18 protein-coding genes and 1 pseudogene are annotated in these 17,637 nt (G+C 66.2%); 14 read left to right on the top strand and 5 right to left on the bottom strand.

The genetic code is table 11. The annotated features are described in order from the left end of the window. Nucleotides 1-99: 99 nt before the first annotated feature. Together BUR94_RS09805 and BUR94_RS20900 are read right to left on the bottom strand one after the other, a co-directional pair. The gene (locus tag BUR94_RS09805; RefSeq protein ID WP_074256069.1) at nt 100-513 is read right to left on the bottom strand and encodes a PPC domain-containing DNA-binding protein; all 414 of its coding nucleotides are present in this window, start codon (nt 511-513) and stop codon (nt 100-102) included. A 45-nt stretch (nt 514-558) separates the two neighbouring features. Further along, entirely contained in the window at nt 559-852 is a 294-nt protein-coding gene (locus BUR94_RS20900) for a hypothetical protein (protein WP_074256068.1), read from the bottom strand. On the opposite strand from BUR94_RS20900, the pseudogene BUR94_RS09795 reads away from it, so the two are divergent. The 5 genes and pseudogenes from BUR94_RS09795 to argE all read left to right on the top strand — a co-directional run. Continuing rightward, nucleotides 754-1,369: pseudogene (locus BUR94_RS09795) on the top strand (thiamine pyrophosphate-dependent enzyme); the annotation flags it as partial. The gene BUR94_RS20900 and the pseudogene BUR94_RS09795 overlap by 99 nt on opposite strands. Before the next feature lie 5 nt (nt 1,370-1,374). After that, nucleotides 1,375-2,280 (top strand): myo-inosose-2 dehydratase, encoded by a 906-nt coding sequence (gene iolE / locus BUR94_RS09790; RefSeq protein ID WP_074257663.1) that lies wholly within the window; start codon nt 1,375-1,377, stop codon nt 2,278-2,280. Next, entirely contained in the window at nt 2,277-2,480 is a 204-nt protein-coding gene (locus tag BUR94_RS09785; RefSeq protein WP_074256067.1) for a hypothetical protein, read from the top strand. The genes iolE and BUR94_RS09785 overlap by 4 nt, the downstream gene beginning before the upstream one ends. 43 nt (nt 2,481-2,523) lie before the next feature. Beyond that, on the top strand, nt 2,524-3,342 hold the full coding sequence (gene iolB, locus BUR94_RS09780) for a 5-deoxy-glucuronate isomerase (RefSeq protein ID WP_074256066.1): 819 nt from the start codon (nt 2,524-2,526) through the stop codon (nt 3,340-3,342). Nucleotides 3,343-3,615: 273 nt separating this feature from the next. Continuing rightward, nucleotides 3,616-4,770, top strand: a complete 1,155-nt coding sequence (gene argE / locus BUR94_RS09775; RefSeq protein ID WP_074256065.1) for an acetylornithine deacetylase — start codon at nt 3,616-3,618, stop codon at nt 4,768-4,770. Nucleotides 4,771-4,882: 112 nt separating this feature from the next. Here argE and BUR94_RS09770 read toward each other — a convergent pair whose 3' ends face one another. The 3 genes from BUR94_RS09770 to BUR94_RS09760 form a co-directional block, all read right to left on the bottom strand. Further along, nucleotides 4,883-5,242: a CoA transferase gene (locus tag BUR94_RS09770; protein WP_074256064.1), complete on the bottom strand. Its 360-nt coding sequence runs from the start codon at nt 5,240-5,242 to the stop codon at nt 4,883-4,885. Nucleotides 5,243-5,340: 98 nt separating this feature from the next. Beyond that, nucleotides 5,341-5,817 (bottom strand): MarR family winged helix-turn-helix transcriptional regulator, encoded by a 477-nt coding sequence (locus BUR94_RS09765; RefSeq protein WP_074256063.1) that lies wholly within the window; start codon nt 5,815-5,817, stop codon nt 5,341-5,343. A 355-nt stretch (nt 5,818-6,172) separates the two neighbouring features. After that, nucleotides 6,173-7,594, bottom strand: coding sequence for a diguanylate cyclase (locus BUR94_RS09760; RefSeq protein ID WP_074256062.1), 1,422 nt, complete (start codon nt 7,592-7,594; stop codon nt 6,173-6,175). Between the two features lie 99 nt (nt 7,595-7,693). On the opposite strand from BUR94_RS09760, the gene BUR94_RS09755 reads away from it, so the two are divergent. From BUR94_RS09755 to BUR94_RS09715, 9 genes are all read left to right on the top strand, one after another. Further along, entirely contained in the window at nt 7,694-7,972 is a 279-nt protein-coding gene (locus BUR94_RS09755) for a DUF3572 domain-containing protein (protein WP_074256061.1), read from the top strand. Continuing rightward, on the top strand, nt 7,969-8,661 hold the full coding sequence (locus BUR94_RS09750; protein WP_175570450.1) for an HAD family hydrolase: 693 nt from the start codon (nt 7,969-7,971) through the stop codon (nt 8,659-8,661). Before BUR94_RS09755 ends, BUR94_RS09750 begins: the two co-directional genes overlap by 4 nt. 108 nt (nt 8,662-8,769) lie before the next feature. Beyond that, complete coding sequence (locus BUR94_RS09745; protein WP_074256059.1) at nt 8,770-10,329, top strand: trimethylamine methyltransferase family protein; 1,560 nt, start codon at nt 8,770-8,772, stop codon at nt 10,327-10,329. A gap of 86 nt (nt 10,330-10,415) precedes the next feature. After that, the gene (locus tag BUR94_RS09740) at nt 10,416-11,024 is read left to right on the top strand and encodes a heme NO-binding domain-containing protein (protein ID WP_074256058.1); all 609 of its coding nucleotides are present in this window, start codon (nt 10,416-10,418) and stop codon (nt 11,022-11,024) included. Between the two features lie 344 nt (nt 11,025-11,368). After that, a complete protein-coding gene (locus BUR94_RS09735; RefSeq protein ID WP_245794418.1) occupies nt 11,369-12,082 on the top strand; it encodes a GGDEF domain-containing protein in 714 nt (237 codons plus the stop codon). A 30-nt stretch (nt 12,083-12,112) separates the two neighbouring features. Further along, nucleotides 12,113-12,823, top strand: a complete 711-nt coding sequence (locus BUR94_RS09730; RefSeq protein WP_074256057.1) for a M50 family metallopeptidase — start codon at nt 12,113-12,115, stop codon at nt 12,821-12,823. A gap of 211 nt (nt 12,824-13,034) precedes the next feature. Then, nucleotides 13,035-15,038, top strand: a complete 2,004-nt coding sequence (locus BUR94_RS09725) for an AAA family ATPase (protein ID WP_074256056.1) — start codon at nt 13,035-13,037, stop codon at nt 15,036-15,038. Nucleotides 15,039-15,340: 302 nt separating this feature from the next. Further along, the gene (locus BUR94_RS09720; protein ID WP_074256055.1) at nt 15,341-15,862 is read left to right on the top strand and encodes a hypothetical protein; all 522 of its coding nucleotides are present in this window, start codon (nt 15,341-15,343) and stop codon (nt 15,860-15,862) included. Then, entirely contained in the window at nt 15,855-17,627 is a 1,773-nt protein-coding gene (locus BUR94_RS09715; protein WP_074256054.1) for a phage terminase large subunit family protein, read from the top strand. The genes BUR94_RS09720 and BUR94_RS09715 overlap by 8 nt, the downstream gene beginning before the upstream one ends. Nucleotides 17,628-17,637 lie beyond the last annotated feature (10 nt).

The following is a 17,637-nucleotide window of genomic DNA, read 5'->3' as shown; positions in this document are numbered from 1 at the left end:
TCTTCGCCCGTCGATGAGCGGCCAAAGGTCCGCGATGAGCCCCCCGCGCCATGCCCGGCCAGGGCCGAGCGAAGCGCCGACCTCAGGGTCTCCCCCGGCCTACCCGCGCCTGCGCACAACCAGCTCGTCATATCCCGAGGCCGGGCAGGGGGCCCGGTCAAACCGCAGCCCGTCGAGCGCCACCACCACGATCTCCGCGGTGGTGAACACCTCCGCCCCCTCCGCCATCAGATGCCCGCCGGCCACCCGGCCCTCCCGGTCGGAGACCGCCATGTGCAGATGCTGCCTGCGCCCGTCCACCGTGCCCACCAGCGAGACGATCTCCAGCGGCCCGGCATGCGCCGTCGCCGCCTCCGCGCCCGCGTGGCGCAACCGCACCGCCCGCAGGCTGCCCACGCAGCTCACCACGGCCATCGCCTCCGCGCCGCTCCGGGCAAACAGCCCGCGCAGCCCGGCCACGAGGTCCTCGCCCGGCCCAAGCCGCGCCGCGATGAACCGCCCGTCACTCTCCATGCCCGCCTCCCTCTGCCGCGCCCGAGCCTCGCGCAGCCGCGCGCCTCACACCAGCGAAACCCGCGCGTCCCGGGCCGCGCTCTCGGCAATCGCATGGATCACCCGCTCGATCTCCAGCGCCTCGCCGAAGTCGGGCCAGGCCTTGTGGCGCCCGGCGATCGTCTCCACCACCTCCGCCGCCTCCAGCACCTTCGGCGCGTTGAACCCGATCTGATGGCCCGGCGCCGGGCAGAAGGCGGCATAGGGCGGGTGCTGCGGGCCGGTGAGGATGGTCCTGAAGCCCTGCTCGGCCTTCTCGCCCTCATGTGCGCGGCGGGCACCATGCCCGGCGAGCTGCACAAGCTCTGGAAGGCCCCGCGCCCCGGCGCCTACCACATGGAATACGGCTTTTTCTGCATGGGCTACGAGATCGCCGGTGCCCTGGGCATCAAGATGGCCGAACCCGAGCGCGACGTGATCTGCATGGTCGGTGACGGCGCCTACATGATGGCCAACTCCGAGATGGCCACCGCCGCCATGATGCGCGTGCCCTTCACCGTCGTGCTCACCGACAACCGCGGTTTCGGCTGCATCAACCGGCTGCAGATGAGCACCGGCGGCGCCGAGTTCAACAACCTGCTGGAGCACACGATCCACGGCCAGCCGTCCCGCATCGACTTTGCCGCGCACGCCGCCGCGATGGGCGCCGAGGCGGTGAAGGTCTCGGGCATCGAGGAGCTCGAGGCCGCCCTCGCCCGCCGCGAGCGACGGCGGCCACTGGTGGGATGTGGCGGTGCCCGAAACCTCCACCCGCGACGAGGTCAACGAGGCTCGCAAGGCCTACGAGACCGCCCGCGAATCCCGGATCGCAGGATAAATCCCATGCCCGTCAGGATCGGCATCTCCCCCATCGCCTGGCAGAACGACGACCTGCCCGACCTCACCGCCGCCTACACCATGGAGCAGGCCCTCCGGGAGAGCCGCGCGATCGGCTACACCGGCGTCGAGCGCGGCCAGCGCATGCCCCATGACACGCCCGGCCTGCGCCGCGCCCTCGAGGCCAACGACATCGCCCTCTGCGGCGGCTGGTGCTCGGGCAACCTGCTGGTCAACGACCTGGAGGATGAAAAACGGGCCGTCGCCGCCCAGGTCGAGCAGTTCGTCGCCCTCGGCGCGCCCTGTATCGTCTACGCCGAGTTCTCCAACACCGTGCAGGGCCAGAGCGGCACGCCGGTCTCCCGCCGCCCCCGGCTCTCGCGCGACGAGATCCATGCCTATGCCGCCAGACTGGGTGAGCTGGCCAGGTGGATGGCGGGGCAGGGCATGCAGCTGGCCTATCATCACCACATGGGCTCGATCATCGAGAACGAGGACGAGGTGAACTGGCTCATGGAGGCCAGCCCCCGCGAGGTGCACCTGCTCTACGACACCGGCCACCTGCGCTTCGGCGGCGCCGACGAACTCGCCGTGCTCGACCGCTGGCCCGACCGGGTGCTCCACGTCCACTACAAGGACGTGCGCCCAAAAATCGTCGATCAGATCCGCGCCAGCGATTGCTCCTTCCTCGATGCCGTCATCGCCGGGGCCTTCACCGTGCCCGGCGACCCGGAAGGCTGCATTGACTTCGCCACGATCACGCGGAAACTCGTCGCAATGAACTATGCAGGCTGGATCGTCGTTGAGGCCGAGCAGGACCCGGCCAAGGCGCCGCCCTACGAGTGTTCCAGGCTCGGATACGAGACGATCACCGCCGCCTGCCGGAACGCGGGGCTCGACATCATCAGATGAACAATTTCTTCAATCTCCAGCATCCCTGGTTCGGCCCGCTCTGGCGGCGCGTGCTGGTCACGGCGCTGTGCTTCGCCTGGGCCGCCTTCGAGCTGGCGATGGGCTCACCGGGCTGGGCGCTGCTCTTCGCCGCCGCCGGCGCCTGGTGCGGCTACCAGTTCTTCGTGGTCTGGGAGGATCCCGGCGAGGGCGACGGGTGAGGCGCCCCGCCCCACGGCCCGCCTGCCCTGAAAGGAGCGCGCCATGTCCGACCTTCTCCGCAAGCCCGTGGGCGAGACCGGCAAGATCCACGAGATCACCATCGCCAATGCGAAAACGCCGAAATCCCCCGACTGGAGCTATGTCGGCTTTTCCTGCTACCGGCTGAAGGCGGGCGAGCGCGTGGGCGAGGCCACCGGCGAGCTGGAGGCGATCCTCGTCATGGTCGAGGGCAAGGCCACCATCACCGCCGCCGGCGAGGACTTTGGCGAGCAGGGCGAGCGGATGGATGTCTTCGAGCAGAGCCCGCCGCATGCCGTCTACCTCCCCAACGGCACCGACTGGCAGGCCGTGGCCACCACCGATTGCACCTTCGGCCTCTGCACCGCGCCAGGGCAGGGCGGCCACAAGGCCCGCGTGTTGCCGCGCCCCGAGAAGGTGACGCGCGGAAAGGGTGCCAACACCCGCTACATCTTCCCGATCGCGATGGAGGAGTCCGACGTGGCCGATGCGCTGCTGGTCACCGAGGTCTTCACCCCCGCCGGCAACTGGTCGTCCTACCCGCCGCACCGGCATGACCAGGATGATTTCCCCGCGATGACCTATCTCGAAGAGACCTATTATCACCGGCTCGATCCGGGGCAGGGCTACGGCCATCAGCGGGTGTTCACCGAGGACGGCTCTCTCGACGAGACGATGAGCGTCAACTCGCATGACGTGGTGCTCGTGCCGCGCGGCCACCACCCCTGCGGCGCGCCCCATGGCTACGAGATGTATTACCTCAACGTCATGGCCGGGCCGCTGCGCAAGTGGCGGTTCAGAAACCACCCCGACCACGACTGGATCGCCCGGCGCGACGCCTGACGATTCCTTGCCCCACCGTCCGGCCCTCTTAACGGCTCGGTCCCTGGGGGCTTTGCATTTTGGGTATGCATGGGTTGTGCATGGGTTGTGTATCGGTTGTGCCCGTGAAGTTTCTGCCACAGTTTCGCATTTCGCAAAAAGGTTGCGCCACCGTGCGCCCCGCCGCCGGTGGGCCGCCCGAGGCCCGATATCGGCCGCCGAAACGCGCCCCTGCCGGCCGCTGCGCCTCCGTTCGGGCTGGCGGGGGCCGGCCCGGAGGCGTAGTCTCGCGCCATGACCACGCTGGATGAAACGATAGCGCTCCTCGGCGAGCTGGTGGCCTATCCCACCGTCTCCGCCGACAGCAATCTCGCATGCATCGAGGCTCTGGCCGACCGGCTCGAGAGCGCCGGTGCGCGGGTCGAGGTGATGAAGAGCGAAAGCGGTGAAAAGGCCAATCTTTACGCAACCTTGGGGCCCGAAGTTCACGGCGGCATCCTGCTTTCCGGCCACTCCGACGTGGTCCCTGTCGAGGGCCAGAACTGGTCTGCCGATCCCTTCGCCATGACCGAGCGCGAAGGTCGTCTCTACGGCCGCGGCACCTGCGACATGAAGGGCTTCATCGCCGCCTGCGTCGCCATGGCCCCCGCGCTCGCCGCCCGGATCACGACGCGCCCGCTCCACTTTGCCTTCACCCATGATGAAGAGACCGGCTGCATCGGCGCCAAGTCCCTGGCCGAGCAGCTGAAATCCCGCGAGATCCTGCCCTCCGTCGCTATCATCGGAGAGCCCACCTCCATGCGCGTCGTCGAAGGCCACAAGGGCTGCTGCGAATACACCACACGTTTCCAGGGCCGCGGCGGCCACGGCTCCAACCCGGCAGCCGGCGTCAACGCGGTCGAATACGCCGCCCGCTACATCGCCCGCCTCATGGAGCTGCGCGAGGCCCTCAAGGCCCGCACCCCGCCCCAGAGCCGCTTCGAACCGCCCTGGACCACCATCAACACCGGCAGCCTCATCGGGGGGTTCGCCCACAACGTCATCCCCGCCGAGGCCGAGGTGCAATGGGAGATGCGTCCGGTCGTCGATGCCGACGCCGCCTTCGTGCGCGCGGAAATGCAGAGCTATATCAGCGAGATACTCCTGCCCGAGATGCAGGCCGTGGCGCCCGAGGCCACCATCACCACCGAAACCATCGGTGACACGCCGGGCCTGATGCCCGCGACCGAGGGCGAGGCGGCGGCACTGGCCTGCGCCCTCACCGGCTCCAACGGCGGCGCGCTGGTGCCCTTCAACACCGAGGCCGGCATCTTTCAGAAGCTCGGGATCGACGTGGTGATCTGCGGCCCGGGCTCCATCGAGCAGGCCCACAAGCCCGATGAATACCTCGACATTTCGCAGCTTTCGCAATGCCTTGCCATGCTGGAGCGGCTGGGCCCCCGGCCCTGAGCCACGTCGGCCGCCGGGCGCATCCTGCCCGCCGCGCGCCGCCAGCGCCTCCCCCGTTGTGCAGAACAGGGCAGCAGCGTCTCCTGCAAGGTCGCGTCATGGGCCATTCCTTTCAGGGGCTTTCGGTCAGCGTCATAAGGCACGGATGGGCCGTCACGAGCGCCTCCACGCCCAGACCAGGCCGCTCTGCTACGGCGGGGCGAAAGGCCTCAACAAACACATCCGCTTGGGCGAGCATCGCCTGCGCCGCTTCGCGCCCTTTACCGGATCTTAAGTCGCGGATGACAGATTTCTTGCCAGCGCTGGCGCCGATGAAAGGCTCGGCCATACCCCTCCGCTCCGGATCGCGGGTGTAGTAGCGCATTGCATCGCCCTGCGGCGGCGCCACCTTGATGATCTCGGCGCCGAGCAGGCGCAGGCAACGTGTCGCCGGCGCTTTCGCAGTCACATGGCCGGAGCCGGCAATCCGCAACCCGGCCAGTGGTTAACCATGCCCTGCTCCAGTCCCGAGCCGGTCCGGCAGGGCGGGTGGCAACATGGTTAATTTTGGAACCTGGCTGGCTGTGACGATCAAGACGGCTGCGCTGCGAGATGGGCGATGAGGCGCCAAGTAAGCGCAAAATAGGTGTCGCGCTCTTCGCGGGAGAGCGGGGCCAGCAGCTCTTCCTGTATCGCGGTGATCTCCGTCATCACCTCGTCATGGAGCTTCTGACCGGCTGCGGTCAGGCGCACCGCGTTGTAACGCCGGTCGCCCTCTCCCTTGCGCCGCTCGATGAACCCGGTGCTCTCCAGCGCGTTCACCAGCTTGGTAAGCGCCGACTTCTTCAGGGCCACGGCGCCCGCCAGATCCTTCTGCGAGACGCCGGGGTTGAGGCCGATCAGGCTGATGAGGGCGATACCGCCCGATGGCACATGATGATCCTCGAACACCCTGGCGGTATGGCCCCGCAGGTGTGCGCTCAGGGCGCGGGAGACGAAGGAGAGGTCGCGCGCGAGCGGCCCGAGCGTCAGCTCCACCGTCGGCATGTCGTCGCTGGTGCTGTCCATGCTGCCCCCACCGGTCGGTTTTCCTCCAGCTACAATTCGGGCCTTGGCCTGTCAAACCGGTCTGTCGCTAGGGGTACGGTGATGATTTCAAGAGTGAACCAACCTGCGATGGCAGGCAAGACGGGCGCGCAGGAAGGCCTCGCAGCAGCCTTCGTGGGCCGCGCAGAAGCGACCGGCGGCCACCGGGCCTGTTCGGCCAGGCTATGGCCGGGCCGAGCGCTGGCACGGAATGAGGCGCACGGGCGAAATGATCGTGCTCTTCGTGCTGGTGATGCGCGGGATCATCCGGGGCCGGTTCTCGCCCACTCTGGCTGGCGCCATGGATGGCCAAGGCTCTGGCCTCGCGTCGGTGAAGCTATGCCGCGTGCCGCCCGATCGTGACGGTGTTCCGGCCCTGCGCCTTGGACGAGAGCAGCGCCTTGTCGGCCTGGTCGATCAGCGCCTCGAGCAAGGTCTCGGTGCCATCTCCCTCGGGCCATTCATCGGCGCTCTCCTGGCCGCCCACGGCCACACCGATGGAGACGGTCTGGCGCACGGTTGCCCCGGAGGGCGCGGGCAGGGCGATCGGTTCGGCCTCGACCAGCCGGCACAGCCTTTGCGCCGCGCCGCGAGCCTCGTCTTCGGTGGTGTCGGGCATGGCCACCATGAACTCCTCACCTCCGATGCGGGCCACCATATCCACGCTGCGCAGGTTCTGGGCGATCCGGTTTGCCACGGCCCGGAGCACCGCGTCCCCCGCCGCATGACCATGACGGTCGTTGACCTGCTTGAAGCGGTCGAGGTCGAGTATCATGACGGCAAAGGTCGTTTGCGCCTTGGCCGAGCGCTCGCGGATGCGGGCAAGGTGAGAGAGGGCGTAACGGCGGTTGTAGAGCCCCGTGAGCGGGTCGGTCACCGCCAGCCTGAGCCCGTCGCGCACGCGGCGGCGCAACTTGTCGCTTTCGCGCTTGCGCGCCACGAGGGTCGTCAGCCGCACCGCGAGTTCGCGGCCATCGAGAGGCTCCTCGATGAGATCGGAGGCCCCCAGGTCGAGCGCCATTGCCGCCAGGGTCGGATTGTCGCCGGGCATGACGACGAGGGTCGAGGCGTGGCGCGACCACTTGCGAGACCGAAGCTCGCTCATCAGGTGCAGCCCGTCGCCACTGCCGCGCAGATTGGCGGCGATGACGTAGATATCCTGAAGGGCCGGCGTGGTCCCGTTGAGCGCGGCATGGCGGTCGAGCACGGTCACGCGGTGCGGCAAGCGGTCGCCAAGGGCATCCCGCCATCGCCGGGCGGTCGCGAGGTCGCCCCCCACCAGGGCGATCCGCGCCGGACGGCTGAAGGCTTCGGACTCCTCGGCAAATCCGAGCGCCCGGCTGGTGGTGTCGCGCAGGCGCAGTTCTTCGGAGATCTCGCGTGCACGCATCAGGTTGCGGAGCCGCGCCAGGAGCGTCGTTTCTTCCATCGGTTTCGGGTGGAAAGCATCGGCGCCGGCCTCGAGCGCAGCCAGCATGAGTTCGGCGGCATGGGTGCCTGCCACGGGCGTGCCCGTGACGATCAGGGGCAGGCTCCCCACGTCTTCGTCGGCCCGCAGGGCACGGCAGGCCGCCAGGCCCGGCGCATCGGCGCTGTCTGCATCGAGGATCACCAGCCGGGGGCGGATCGTCCGGGCGAGATTGACGATATCTTGCCCGGTGCCGCTTGCCACGACGTCGTAGCAGGCCGAAGCGAGCTTGGCCTTGAGCACGACGCGATTGGCTGGCACGTCGTCCACGATCAGGATCTTTCCTGGCATCGTCGCTTCCTTCCGCGCATGACCGCGCCTTTTCCCCATGCTGTCCAGTCTGTATGGAGATGGTTAAGAAAACCTTTCCAAGTGTTAACGAGGTCGTGCATGAATCGTGAAACCGCCGAGACCGTCGCCCTGCGCGCTCTCGGTTGGCTGGCGGGCAATGACGAGCTTCTGCCAGTTTTTCTCGGCTCGACGGGTGTATCGGAGGCCGAAGTGCGGGCGCGGGCGGCAGACCCCGAGTTTCTTGCCTCCGTGTTGGATTTTCTTACCATGGATGATGCTTGGGTCACCGGGTTCTGCGATGCGGCGGGGTTGGACTATACCCAGCCGATGCGCGCCCGCATGGCGCTTCCGGGCGGCGACCTGCCGAATTGGACATGAACCTCAAGGGCCTTCTCTTCGACAAGGACGGCACGCTCTTCGACTACCAGAAGAGCTGGGGCAGCTTCACCCTTGGTTTCATCGACGACCTGGCAAGTGGCGATGCCGTGCTGGCCCGGCGATTGGCCGCTGCCATGGGGATCGACCCGGGCACCGCCCGGTTTGCGCCTGACAGCCCCATCGTGGCGGGCACCCCCGAAGAGGTGATGTGCACTGTCTTGCCGTTCATGCCGGGTTGGAGCGCGCAGGCATTGACCGACCGGCTCAACGCGGCTGCCGCCAAGGCTCCGCAGGTGCCGGCCACCGAACTTGCTCCGCTGCTCTGCGACCTTCGCAACAAGGGGTTTGCGCTCGGCGTCGCCACCAATGACGCCGAGGTCGCGGCGCGGGAGCACATCGAGGCAGCCGGAATTGGCGGCGCTTTCGACTTTCTTGCCGGATACGATTCCGGCCACGGGGCAAAGCCGGACCCCGGCATGTGCCTTGCCTTCGCCCGTGCGACGAACCTGAATCCGGGCGATTGCGCGATGATCGGAGACAGCCTGCATGACCTGACCGCGGGCCGCGCTGCGGGCATGGTCTGCATTGCTGTCTGCACCGGGATCGCACCTGCCAAGGAGTTTGCGCCCTTCGCCGATGTTGTTCTGCCCGATATCGGGCACATCCCCGGCTGGCTCACCGGCCGCTGACCCGGAATCGCCTCTGAAGCGAGCGTTTGCGACATGATGCGTCGCATCGGGCAAACTGCGTCAGCCGCGACGGGCGCAACTTGGGGTCATACAGCCAGGAGCGCCGCCATGGACGACATTGCCCCCAAACGCCGCCGTGCCGGAGGACGCGCCGCCAACCCACGGCGTAATCGGGGCGAGGTGCTCGACCAGATGCCCTGGCGGATACCGATCAACACCGACAGGCCGATCGAACCGCTCACCGAGGAAGGCGTTGCAGCGATTCATGAGGGTGCGATGCGGATCCTGGAGGAAATCGGTATCGTCTTCCTGAACGAGGAGGCCTGCGCGATCTTTGCCGAGGCGGGGTGCACCGTCGAAGACCAGGTGGTGCGGATGGGGCGCGACTGGGTGATGGAGATGGTGGGCAAGGCGCCCCGCGAGTTCACCATCACGCCGCGCAACCCGGCCAAGGCGCTGCCGATCGGCGGCAGGGCCATTCTCTTCGGCAACGTCTCTTCGCCACCCAACTATTGGGACCTCTCGCTCGGTTCCAAGGTGCCGGGCAACCGCGAGCAATGCGCGAACCTGCTGAAACTCACCCAGTATTTCAACTGCATCCACTTCGCCGGCGGCTACCCTGTGGAGCCGGTCGACCTTCACCCATCCGTCCGTCACCTCGACGTGCTCTTCGACAAGCTCACCCTGACCGACAAGGTCGCCCATGCCTATTCACTCGGGCCGGAGCGAGTGGAAGACGTGATGGACATGGTGCGGATCTCCTGCGGGCTGACGGACGAGGAGTTCGAGGCCAAGCCGCACATGTATACCAACATCAACTCCACCTCGCCGCTCAAGCACGACTGGCCGATGATCGACGGCTGCCTGCGCTGCATCCGGCGTGGCCAGGCGGTGATCGTCTCGCCCTTCACCCTGGCCGGGGCGATGGCGCCGGTCACGATGGCGGGCGCGGTGGCCCAGTCGATCGCCGAGGCGCTCTCTGCCATTGCGCTCTTTCAATACGTGCGGCCGGGGTGCCCCTGCGTGATCGGCACCTTCACCTCGAATGTCGACATGAAGTCGGGTGCGCCTGCCTTTGGAACGCCCGAGTACATGCGCGCCACGCAGATGACCGGCCAGATGGCCCGCTACTACGGGCTGCCGCTGCGCGCCTCGGGAGCCTGCACCGCCAACGTGCCCGACGGCCAGGCGATGTGGGAGACCTCCAATTCGCTCTGGTCGGCCGTGCAGTCGGGCACCAACATCGTCTACCACGCCGCGGGTTGGCTCGAGGGCGGGCTGATCGCGTCGCCGGAGAAGTTCATCATGGATTGCGAAATGCTCCAGATGATCCAGCGCTATTTCGAGCCCGAAGTGGTGGCGACCGGCCCCGACGAGATCGCCGTGGAAGCCATAGCCGAAGTTGGGCACTACGGCCACTTCTTCGGGATCGACCATACCCAGGCTCGCTACGAGACCGCCTTTTATCAGCCGATCGTCTCGGACTGGTCCAATTTCGAGGCCTGGCAGGCCAAGGGCGGAGTCTGGACAGCGGAACGCGCGCACTTGATCTACAAGCAGATCATCGACGGGTTCGTGCCGCCGCCGATGGACGAGGGCATCCGCGAAGAGCTCGAGGCCTTTGTCGACCGGCGCAAGCGGGAAGGCGGCGCGCCCACCGACTTCTGAGCTCTGTTGCGCAGCTGGCCCTTGGCGCTTTGGCCTTTGTTAACTCGCAAGGGTTAGCCTGCGCGGCAGGTCAAGCGGGTACAGGCATGCATGGTCTGATCAATCGCGCGGTGCAGTGCTTCGTGCGCGACATTTACGGGCCCGACACATGGGCAGAGCTCGGTGCGGCCGTGGGCGTCGGCACGGCCGGATTCGAGGCCATGCTCACCTATGAAGACGCGGTCACGACCGAACTGCTCAACACCCTGTCGCGGATGCGTGGGCAACCGATCGAGGACATTCTCGAGGACCTCGGGACATATCTGGTCACCCATCCGAACACCGGCGCCATCCGGCGGCTCTTGCGCTTCGGCGGCCAGAGCTTTCAGGATCTGCTCTACTCGCTCGATGACCTGCCCGACCGGGCACGCCTTGCAGTGCCCGAACTCGATTTTCCGGCCTTGCATCTGGTCGAGCTTCAGCCAGGCCGGTTCAAGATCGTGGTCAGGGCGAGCGAAGGAGGGTTCGGGGCCGTGCTGACCGGCATCCTGCGTGCCCTCGCCGACGATTACGGGGCTCTGGCCTTTGTCGAGTTGCAGGGCGCCATGGGACCGCGGGAGGAGATCATGATCGACCTCCTCGATGCCGACTTTTCCGAGGCCAAGCAATTCTATCTCGGGACTGCGCTGACACAGCGGCAGAGCGACGGGCGATGAGCGCGGAGATCGGGCGCGAAGCCCTGGCGGCACAGGCCGGCCCTGGCAGCGACACCGGCAGCGCAACGGAAACCGCTGCGCTCGACCTGCTCATGCCGATGCACCTGCAGTTGCAACCCACGGGTCACATTGCCCACGCCGGGCCCAGCCTGCAGAAGTTGAGACCCGATACGCCCCTGGTCGGAAGGCGGTTTCTCGAGGTGTTCGAACTGAAGCGCCCGAGCGGCTTGACCCGGGTCAGCGATCTTGCCCGCGCTGAAGGCGGCCGGCTCAAGTTGGCGTTCCGGGAGGCGCCGCGAACGGGGCTTGTGGGGCTGGTCGCCCCTTATCCGCCGGATCGGGGATTGATCGTCAATCTCTCCTTCGGGTTCAACATCATCGAAGCGGTGAAGGATCACGAGCTGACGAGCGCCGATTTTGCCGCCACCGATCTCGCGGTAGAGATGCTCTATCTGGTCGAAGCCAAGACCGCCGCACTCCACGAGTGGAAGGCGCTCAACCAGCGGCTTCAAGGCGCGATGACGGTGGCCGAGCGGCAGGCCTCCTCCGACATGCTCACCGGCCTCGCCAATCGCCGGGCGATGGAGGAGGTGCTGACCCGGCTGACCAGGGCCAAGGCGAGCTTCGGACTGATGAACCTCGATCTCGACTTCTTCAAATCGGTCAATGACACGCAGGGCCATGCGGCGGGCGATCACGTGCTGCGCCGCGTGGCCGATATCCTGCGCGCCGAGACCCGGTCGGCCGATGTGGTCGTGCGGGCCGGAGGCGACGAGTTCGTGCTGATCTTCGCGGGCCTCTCCAATCCCGAGCGGCTGGCCCGTCTTGGCCGCCGGATCATCGCCCGGCTCGAGGAGCCCATTCCCTTCGAGGGAGACGTCTGCCGGATCTCCGGGTCCATCGGGCTGACGGTGAGCGACTTCTACACCGCGACCGACCCCGAGGAGATGATGCAGCATGCCGATACCGCGCTCTATGCCTCCAAGCGCGGCGGACGAGGGCGGGTGACGGTCTATTCGCCCGATCTGCATGGCGGAGGGCCCGGTCAGGACAATTGACAAGCCACGCGGGACGCGGCCCCATGTGGCATGTCCTACCTCAGAGGCCATTGGCAACTACTGCTTATCATCGCGCTGGTTTTTTCCCTGTGGCGGACGCCGGTGATCTACCCGCTGCGGATATTCGTCATCTTTCTGCATGAGCTTTCGCACGGGCTTGCGGGCATCGCCACGGGCGGGAGCATAGTTGAGATCTCGCTCGACCCGGGTGAGGGCGGGCACGCGCTGATCCGGGGCGGCAACCGGTTTGTCACGCTGTCGGCGGGATATCTGGGCTCACTGATCCTCGGGGCAATGCTCTTTCTGACCGCCTTGCGCTCGCGGGCGGATCGCGCGGCGCTGGCGCTCTGCGGGCTGACCTTGCTGGTCGTCACGGTTTTCTGGATCCGCACGCCCTTTGCCCTGGCCTTCTGCCTTGTCACCGGAGCGGTCATGCTCGCCATGGCCCGCTATCTGCCGCACCAGGTGGCCGACTTGGCCTTGCGCGTGATCGGGCTGACGAGCCTGATCTACGTGCCCTATGACATCTTCGACGACACGCTCCGGCGCAGCGCATTGCAGTCGGATGCGCGAATGCTGGCGGAGGAGTTCGGCGGGGCAACGGTGATGTGGGGCGGACTGTGGCTGTTGCTCGGCCTCGCCGTGATCTGGCTCTGCCTCCGGCACGGTCTGGGGCCGGCGAGCAACATCGCCTTTCGGCGGAGCAGCGCTGAGGGGGAGAGGACGGCTGGTACCCCGTAGGGGAGTCCAATAACCGTTTGAACTCAAAGACTTAAGAAAAAGTGGGACACTCTGTTTTCCCATGATTTTATTAGGTTTTTTGGGAAAAGTGTCCCACCGGCTTGTGCATCTAGCTCTCAGAATCCAACCAAAAAGAAGCCCTCGGCCTGCGCGACAGACCGAGGGCCGGGGACGAAGAAAAGGGCCACAACACCTTTGGAGGTAACCTAACATGGAACAGGCAAGAACGCGAACGCAGAACCCCGAAACCGCGCGGAAACTGGCCCGGGACGGCTTCAAGATTTTTCCTTGCGACCCGGCCACCAAGCGGCCCCTGGTGAGGTGGCGGGACAAGGCCACCGACGATCCCGTCAAGGTTGCCCGCTGGTGGTCCAAATGGCCGGACGCCATGCCGGGTCTGCCGACCGGCGAGGCCAACGGCTTGAGCGTCGTGGATCTCGACGTGGGCAAAGGCAAGGATGGGCTTGCCGCTGCGCGGGCAATCGGCATCACCCCTGGAGACGCCGACCTGGTTGTGCGGACCGGCGGCGGCGGGCTTCACCTGTTCTTCGAGCATGTCGAAGGCGTGACCAATTCTGCGTCCGCCGAAGGCCTCGACGTGCGCGGCGAGGGCGGCTATGTGATCGCCCCGGGCGCGGTTAGTCGGTCAGGCGAATATCGCTGTGAGCGGGGCAGCCTGGGCGCTGCTCGGCTTCTGGGGCTGTCCCCATTCCCATCCGCCTTAAGGCGCCGTGCTCGCCCCGCTGATGAACCCTCCGCCCCTGCGGGCGGGCACGACATCGCCGAGCTTCGGGATGCCCTCCGCTTCATCCCCAATAACGGCTCCTACGACGAATGGGTATCGACGCTGATGGCGCTCCACCACGGCTCCGCCGGATCGCCGGACGGGCTCGCGCTCGCGTTGGGCTGGTCAGCCGGGCACCCTGGGTTTTCGCACGCCGAGGTGCGGGAAAAGTGGCGGTCTTTCGGGAAGGCGGACGGCCTCCTGGTCACCGCAGACTCCCTTTTCGCCGAAGCTAAGCGGCACGGCTGGCAGGGGGTGGACGCCGACGACTTTGACGATCTGCCTGATGAGGTCGAAGCGCCGTCAGATGAGATCGCAGCCTTGCTCGACATGACCCCCGAGAAACCAGCCGCCAAAGATGGGCTGACCTTCCTTTCGCCCGCAGACTGCGCCGCCTCAAACCCGCGGCCCTATGTCATCAAGGGACTGATCGCGAAGCGCGACGTGGGCTGCATTGTGGGTGCCCCGGGCGTGGGCAAGTCAGTCTTGGCTCCGGCTCTTGGCTACGCCGTGGCGCAAGGTCGCGAGGCTCACGGGCGCCGGACAAAGGCCGGTGGCGTCTTCTACGTCGCCGCGGAGGATGAACACGGGATGCGGGGGCGGGTCACCGCCCTCAAGGCAGAGCATGGGGACGCGCCCAACTTCACCTTGGTTGGCGGGGTGTCCGATCTACTCAACCCGGAGGCGGGCGCAAAATGGGCCGCCCAGGTCAGAACGCTGGCCAAGGCAGTGAAGGAGAAGCGCCCAACGCTAATCGTGATTGACACCCTGGCAATGGCCTTCCCGGGACTCGAAGAAAACTCCGCCGAAGGCATGGGCCGGGTGGTGGCCGTTGCCCGGGCGCTGACCAAATGGGGCGCCGCCGTCATCCTGGTCCACCACGACACAAAGGACGGGCAACAGGGCTTGCCCCGAGGCCACAGCCTATTGAACGGTGCCCTCGATGTTTCGATCCACCTTCGCAAAGGCGAGTCCGGGGTAGTCACTGGTCGACTCACCAAGAACCGCAACGGCTCTTGCGACGGTGACTTGGCGTTCCGCATTCGGGGTGAAGAAATCGGCACCGATGAAGACGGCGACCCGATCACAACGGCGCTTTGCGACCCGTGCGACCCTGCGCCTGGCGGATCAACGCCACGGCTCAAACCAACCGAAGCGGCGGCGCTGGGCCTCATCATGGAGATGGTGGGGGAAGGCGAGAGCGTCAGCCGTGACGAATGGTTGGCCCGGGCTGCATCGCCAGACGAACTGAGAGTCACCACGGCGGAAGACGCGGACAACCGGCGGAGGGCGGCGCGGCGTATCCTGGGCCGCCTGGCAGACAAGGAGCACGTCACCATTTCGGACGGGCACATTCGCCTGACGCAAATCGGTGGCGACGATTGGTTTGACGACCTTGAAGAAGACGAGGCCGACCATGCCGACGAGTAACCGGACGGACCGGACCAAACCCGGACAAGTCCGGGCTGTCCGGGGGGGCAAAGCGAGTCGGAGACCCGGACGGACCGGACACACCCCTTTAGGGGTGTCCGGCTGTCCGGTCCGCTCCGATGCCCCGGACCACCACTTTCACGGCAGATGTGAAGAAGGGCAGACAGTCACAACCGAGTGGAAAGGGTCCCTCTGGGGGATTGGAAGCCGCGGGGGGCGCGGAGCGCGGAAACAGACCCGCTGCAATCTCGCGAATGTTGAAATCCCCGGTTCAATGAAAACGAGAAAAGTGAGGCAGAGCCATGGAAGCTGAGATCGAAGACCTTCTGGATATGTCCCCGGATGCCGAGCCCCCGAGCGACGGCGAACTGGTGACATCGGCGGAACTGGCCGAATGGCTTGGCCTGTCCACGGGGCGGTTGAACCAGCTTGCCCGCGATGGCGTCCTCCCCCGAGAGACCACCGGCCTCAAGGGCCACAAGTTCCCTCTCCGGGCGAGCGTCCGCGCCTACTGCGAACACACAAGGGCCGCAGCAAGGTCGCGAACGGCTGACCCCGAACTGGCCGACCACAAAAAGCGTCTGGCCGCAGAACAAGCGGACAAGATTGCCCTTCAAAACGCCCGGGCCCGAGGCGACTTGCTCGACGCAACTGCCGTGCGGGCCGAATGGCTTTCTGTGGCAGCCGACCTCCGCGCACGACTTCTAGCTGTGCCCGCTCGCGTGGCCGCCACCGTGGGGCTTAATCGGCCCGCCGCAGCCGCGCTCGACATCGAACTGAGACGGGCAATGTCCGACCTAGCGGAGACAGAAGCCAATGACTGAACGACTTTCAGAAATCCGCGCCGAGACCTATGCCGCTCTCCGCCCGCCCAAGAAGCTAGACCTCCCCGACTGGATTGAGGCCAATGTCCGGCTGCCGTCCGATGTGTCCGCGCAATCCGGCCCAATGGCCCTCACGCCTGTTCAACGCGGCATCGCCGAAGCGATGGGTGACCCGTCCATTGAGCGCGTGTCTGTGGTCAAGCCGGTACGGCTAGGCTACACCTCCCTACTTTCCGCCGTGGTGGGTTACTATTGCCAAAACGACCCTTCACCTATCCTGAGCGTTCTGCCGACTGAGTCCGATTGCCGGGGCTGGATGGTGGACGATGTGGAGCCGATTTTTGCCGCCAGCCCCGATCTAAGAGGCCTCCTGTCGCTCGATGCCGACCCCTCTGGCAGATCTACGCTAATGTCCCGCCGTTTTCCTGGCGGCTCTCTCAAAATCGTATCGGCCAAGTCACCGCGCAACCTCCGCCGTCACAACGCCCGCGTCCTTCTCCTGGACGAAATCGACGCGATGGAATCCGGGACAGAGGGCAGCCCGATCACCCTGGCGGAGCGGCGCACTATCAGCTTTCCCGACCGCAAGCTGGTGGCGGGCTCAACACCGACCTGGGAGGACACAAGCCATATTCTCCGTCTCTACCGGCAAAGCGATCAGCGGGTCTATGAGATCCGATGCCCGGACTGTGGCGCCTTCCACGCGCCAACATGGGCCGACATTCAATGGCCGGACGGCAAGCCGGAAGACGCAGCCTATATATGCCCCGAGTGCGGCGTCGTTCAGCCGGAGGACCGCAAGGCCGAGATGGTCGAGCATGGGCGCTGGCGGATCACCCGTCCCGAGGTCAAAGGCCATGCCGGTTTCCGAACCAATGTGTTGGTTTCGACTCTGCCCGCTGCCGCGTGGGGAAAGATCGCGCAAGAGTTCCTGGTGGCAAAGGAACACCCTGACCTTCTCCAATCGTGGACCAATACCCTGATGGCGGAAGGCTGGCGCTCGACGGGCGACGAACTGGACGACACGGCGCTCGCCAGTCGCGCCGAGAACTTCAGCCTTGAGGCACTCCCATCCGAGACGCTTATTCTGACCTGCGGCGTGGATGTCCAGCATGACCGGCTGGAGGCCGTCACCCTGGCGCACGGGCGGTCCGAAACCTTCATCGTGGATCAACAGGTATTCTGGGGCAGGGTAAACGACGACGAAGCCCCCTGGAGCGAACTGGACGGCTATCTGGCGGCCCACCATGCCCACCCGGCGGGCGGGTTGCTGCGGATCGACGCGACCGCCGTGGACGCCTCAGACGGCGCCACGATGGACCGGGTGCTGGCCTTCTGTCACGCAAGGCTGTCTCGCCGCGTGGTGGCGATCAAAGGGGCCGAAGGAAACCGCCCTGCAATCCGGGCAAGCGCGACCAAGGGGCAGCGCCTTTTCATTGTCGGGGTGGACGGAATAAAGGCCAACCTAACCGAGCGACTGAAACGCGGCACTTCGGTCCGGTTCTCCAACACGCTGGAGGGAAGGTTCTTTGAGGAGCTTGCAAGCGAACGTCGCGTGGTTCGCTACAGGCGTGGTGCCCCGTCAGCCTCTTGGGAAAGGATTCCGGGCCGCCGCGCCGAGTCGCTCGATTGCGTCGTCTATGCGCTTGCGGTCCGCAATCTGGTCGGCGTGAACTTGGAGGTCAGGGAAGCCGAACTTTCCAGCCGCCGCCCCAACGCAACTTCCAGACAGAACGTAGTCCGCTCAAAGTGGCTCTCGGGCTAGCCCGTCAGGA

The sequence above is a fragment of the Vannielia litorea genome (assembly GCF_900142295.1).
Taxonomy (GTDB): Bacteria; Pseudomonadota; Alphaproteobacteria; order Rhodobacterales; family Rhodobacteraceae; genus Vannielia; species Vannielia litorea.
This window is presented reverse-complemented; position numbering and strand designations above follow the sequence as displayed.

Coding starts and splice junctions, on each gene's coding strand:
- BUR94_RS09805 (WP_074256069.1), bottom strand. CDS start 513: ATGGAGAGTGACGGGCGGTTCATCGCGGCGCGGCTTGGGCCGGGCGAG.
- iolE (WP_074257663.1), top strand. CDS start 1,375: ATGCCCGTCAGGATCGGCATCTCCCCCATCGCCTGGCAGAACGACGAC.
- BUR94_RS09785 (WP_074256067.1), top strand. CDS start 2,277: ATGAACAATTTCTTCAATCTCCAGCATCCCTGGTTCGGCCCGCTCTGG.
- iolB (WP_074256066.1), top strand. CDS start 2,524: ATGTCCGACCTTCTCCGCAAGCCCGTGGGCGAGACCGGCAAGATCCAC.
- argE (WP_074256065.1), top strand. CDS start 3,616: ATGACCACGCTGGATGAAACGATAGCGCTCCTCGGCGAGCTGGTGGCC.
- BUR94_RS09765 (WP_074256063.1), bottom strand. CDS start 5,817: ATGGACAGCACCAGCGACGACATGCCGACGGTGGAGCTGACGCTCGGG.
- BUR94_RS09760 (WP_074256062.1), bottom strand. CDS start 7,594: ATGCCAGGAAAGATCCTGATCGTGGACGACGTGCCAGCCAATCGCGTC.
- BUR94_RS09755 (WP_074256061.1), top strand. CDS start 7,694: ATGAATCGTGAAACCGCCGAGACCGTCGCCCTGCGCGCTCTCGGTTGG.
- BUR94_RS09750 (WP_175570450.1), top strand. CDS start 7,969: ATGAACCTCAAGGGCCTTCTCTTCGACAAGGACGGCACGCTCTTCGAC.
- BUR94_RS09745 (WP_074256059.1), top strand. CDS start 8,770: ATGGACGACATTGCCCCCAAACGCCGCCGTGCCGGAGGACGCGCCGCC.
- BUR94_RS09740 (WP_074256058.1), top strand. CDS start 10,416: ATGCATGGTCTGATCAATCGCGCGGTGCAGTGCTTCGTGCGCGACATT.
- BUR94_RS09730 (WP_074256057.1), top strand. CDS start 12,113: ATGTCCTACCTCAGAGGCCATTGGCAACTACTGCTTATCATCGCGCTG.
- BUR94_RS09725 (WP_074256056.1), top strand. CDS start 13,035: ATGGAACAGGCAAGAACGCGAACGCAGAACCCCGAAACCGCGCGGAAA.
- BUR94_RS09720 (WP_074256055.1), top strand. CDS start 15,341: ATGGAAGCTGAGATCGAAGACCTTCTGGATATGTCCCCGGATGCCGAG.
- BUR94_RS09715 (WP_074256054.1), top strand. CDS start 15,855: ATGACTGAACGACTTTCAGAAATCCGCGCCGAGACCTATGCCGCTCTC.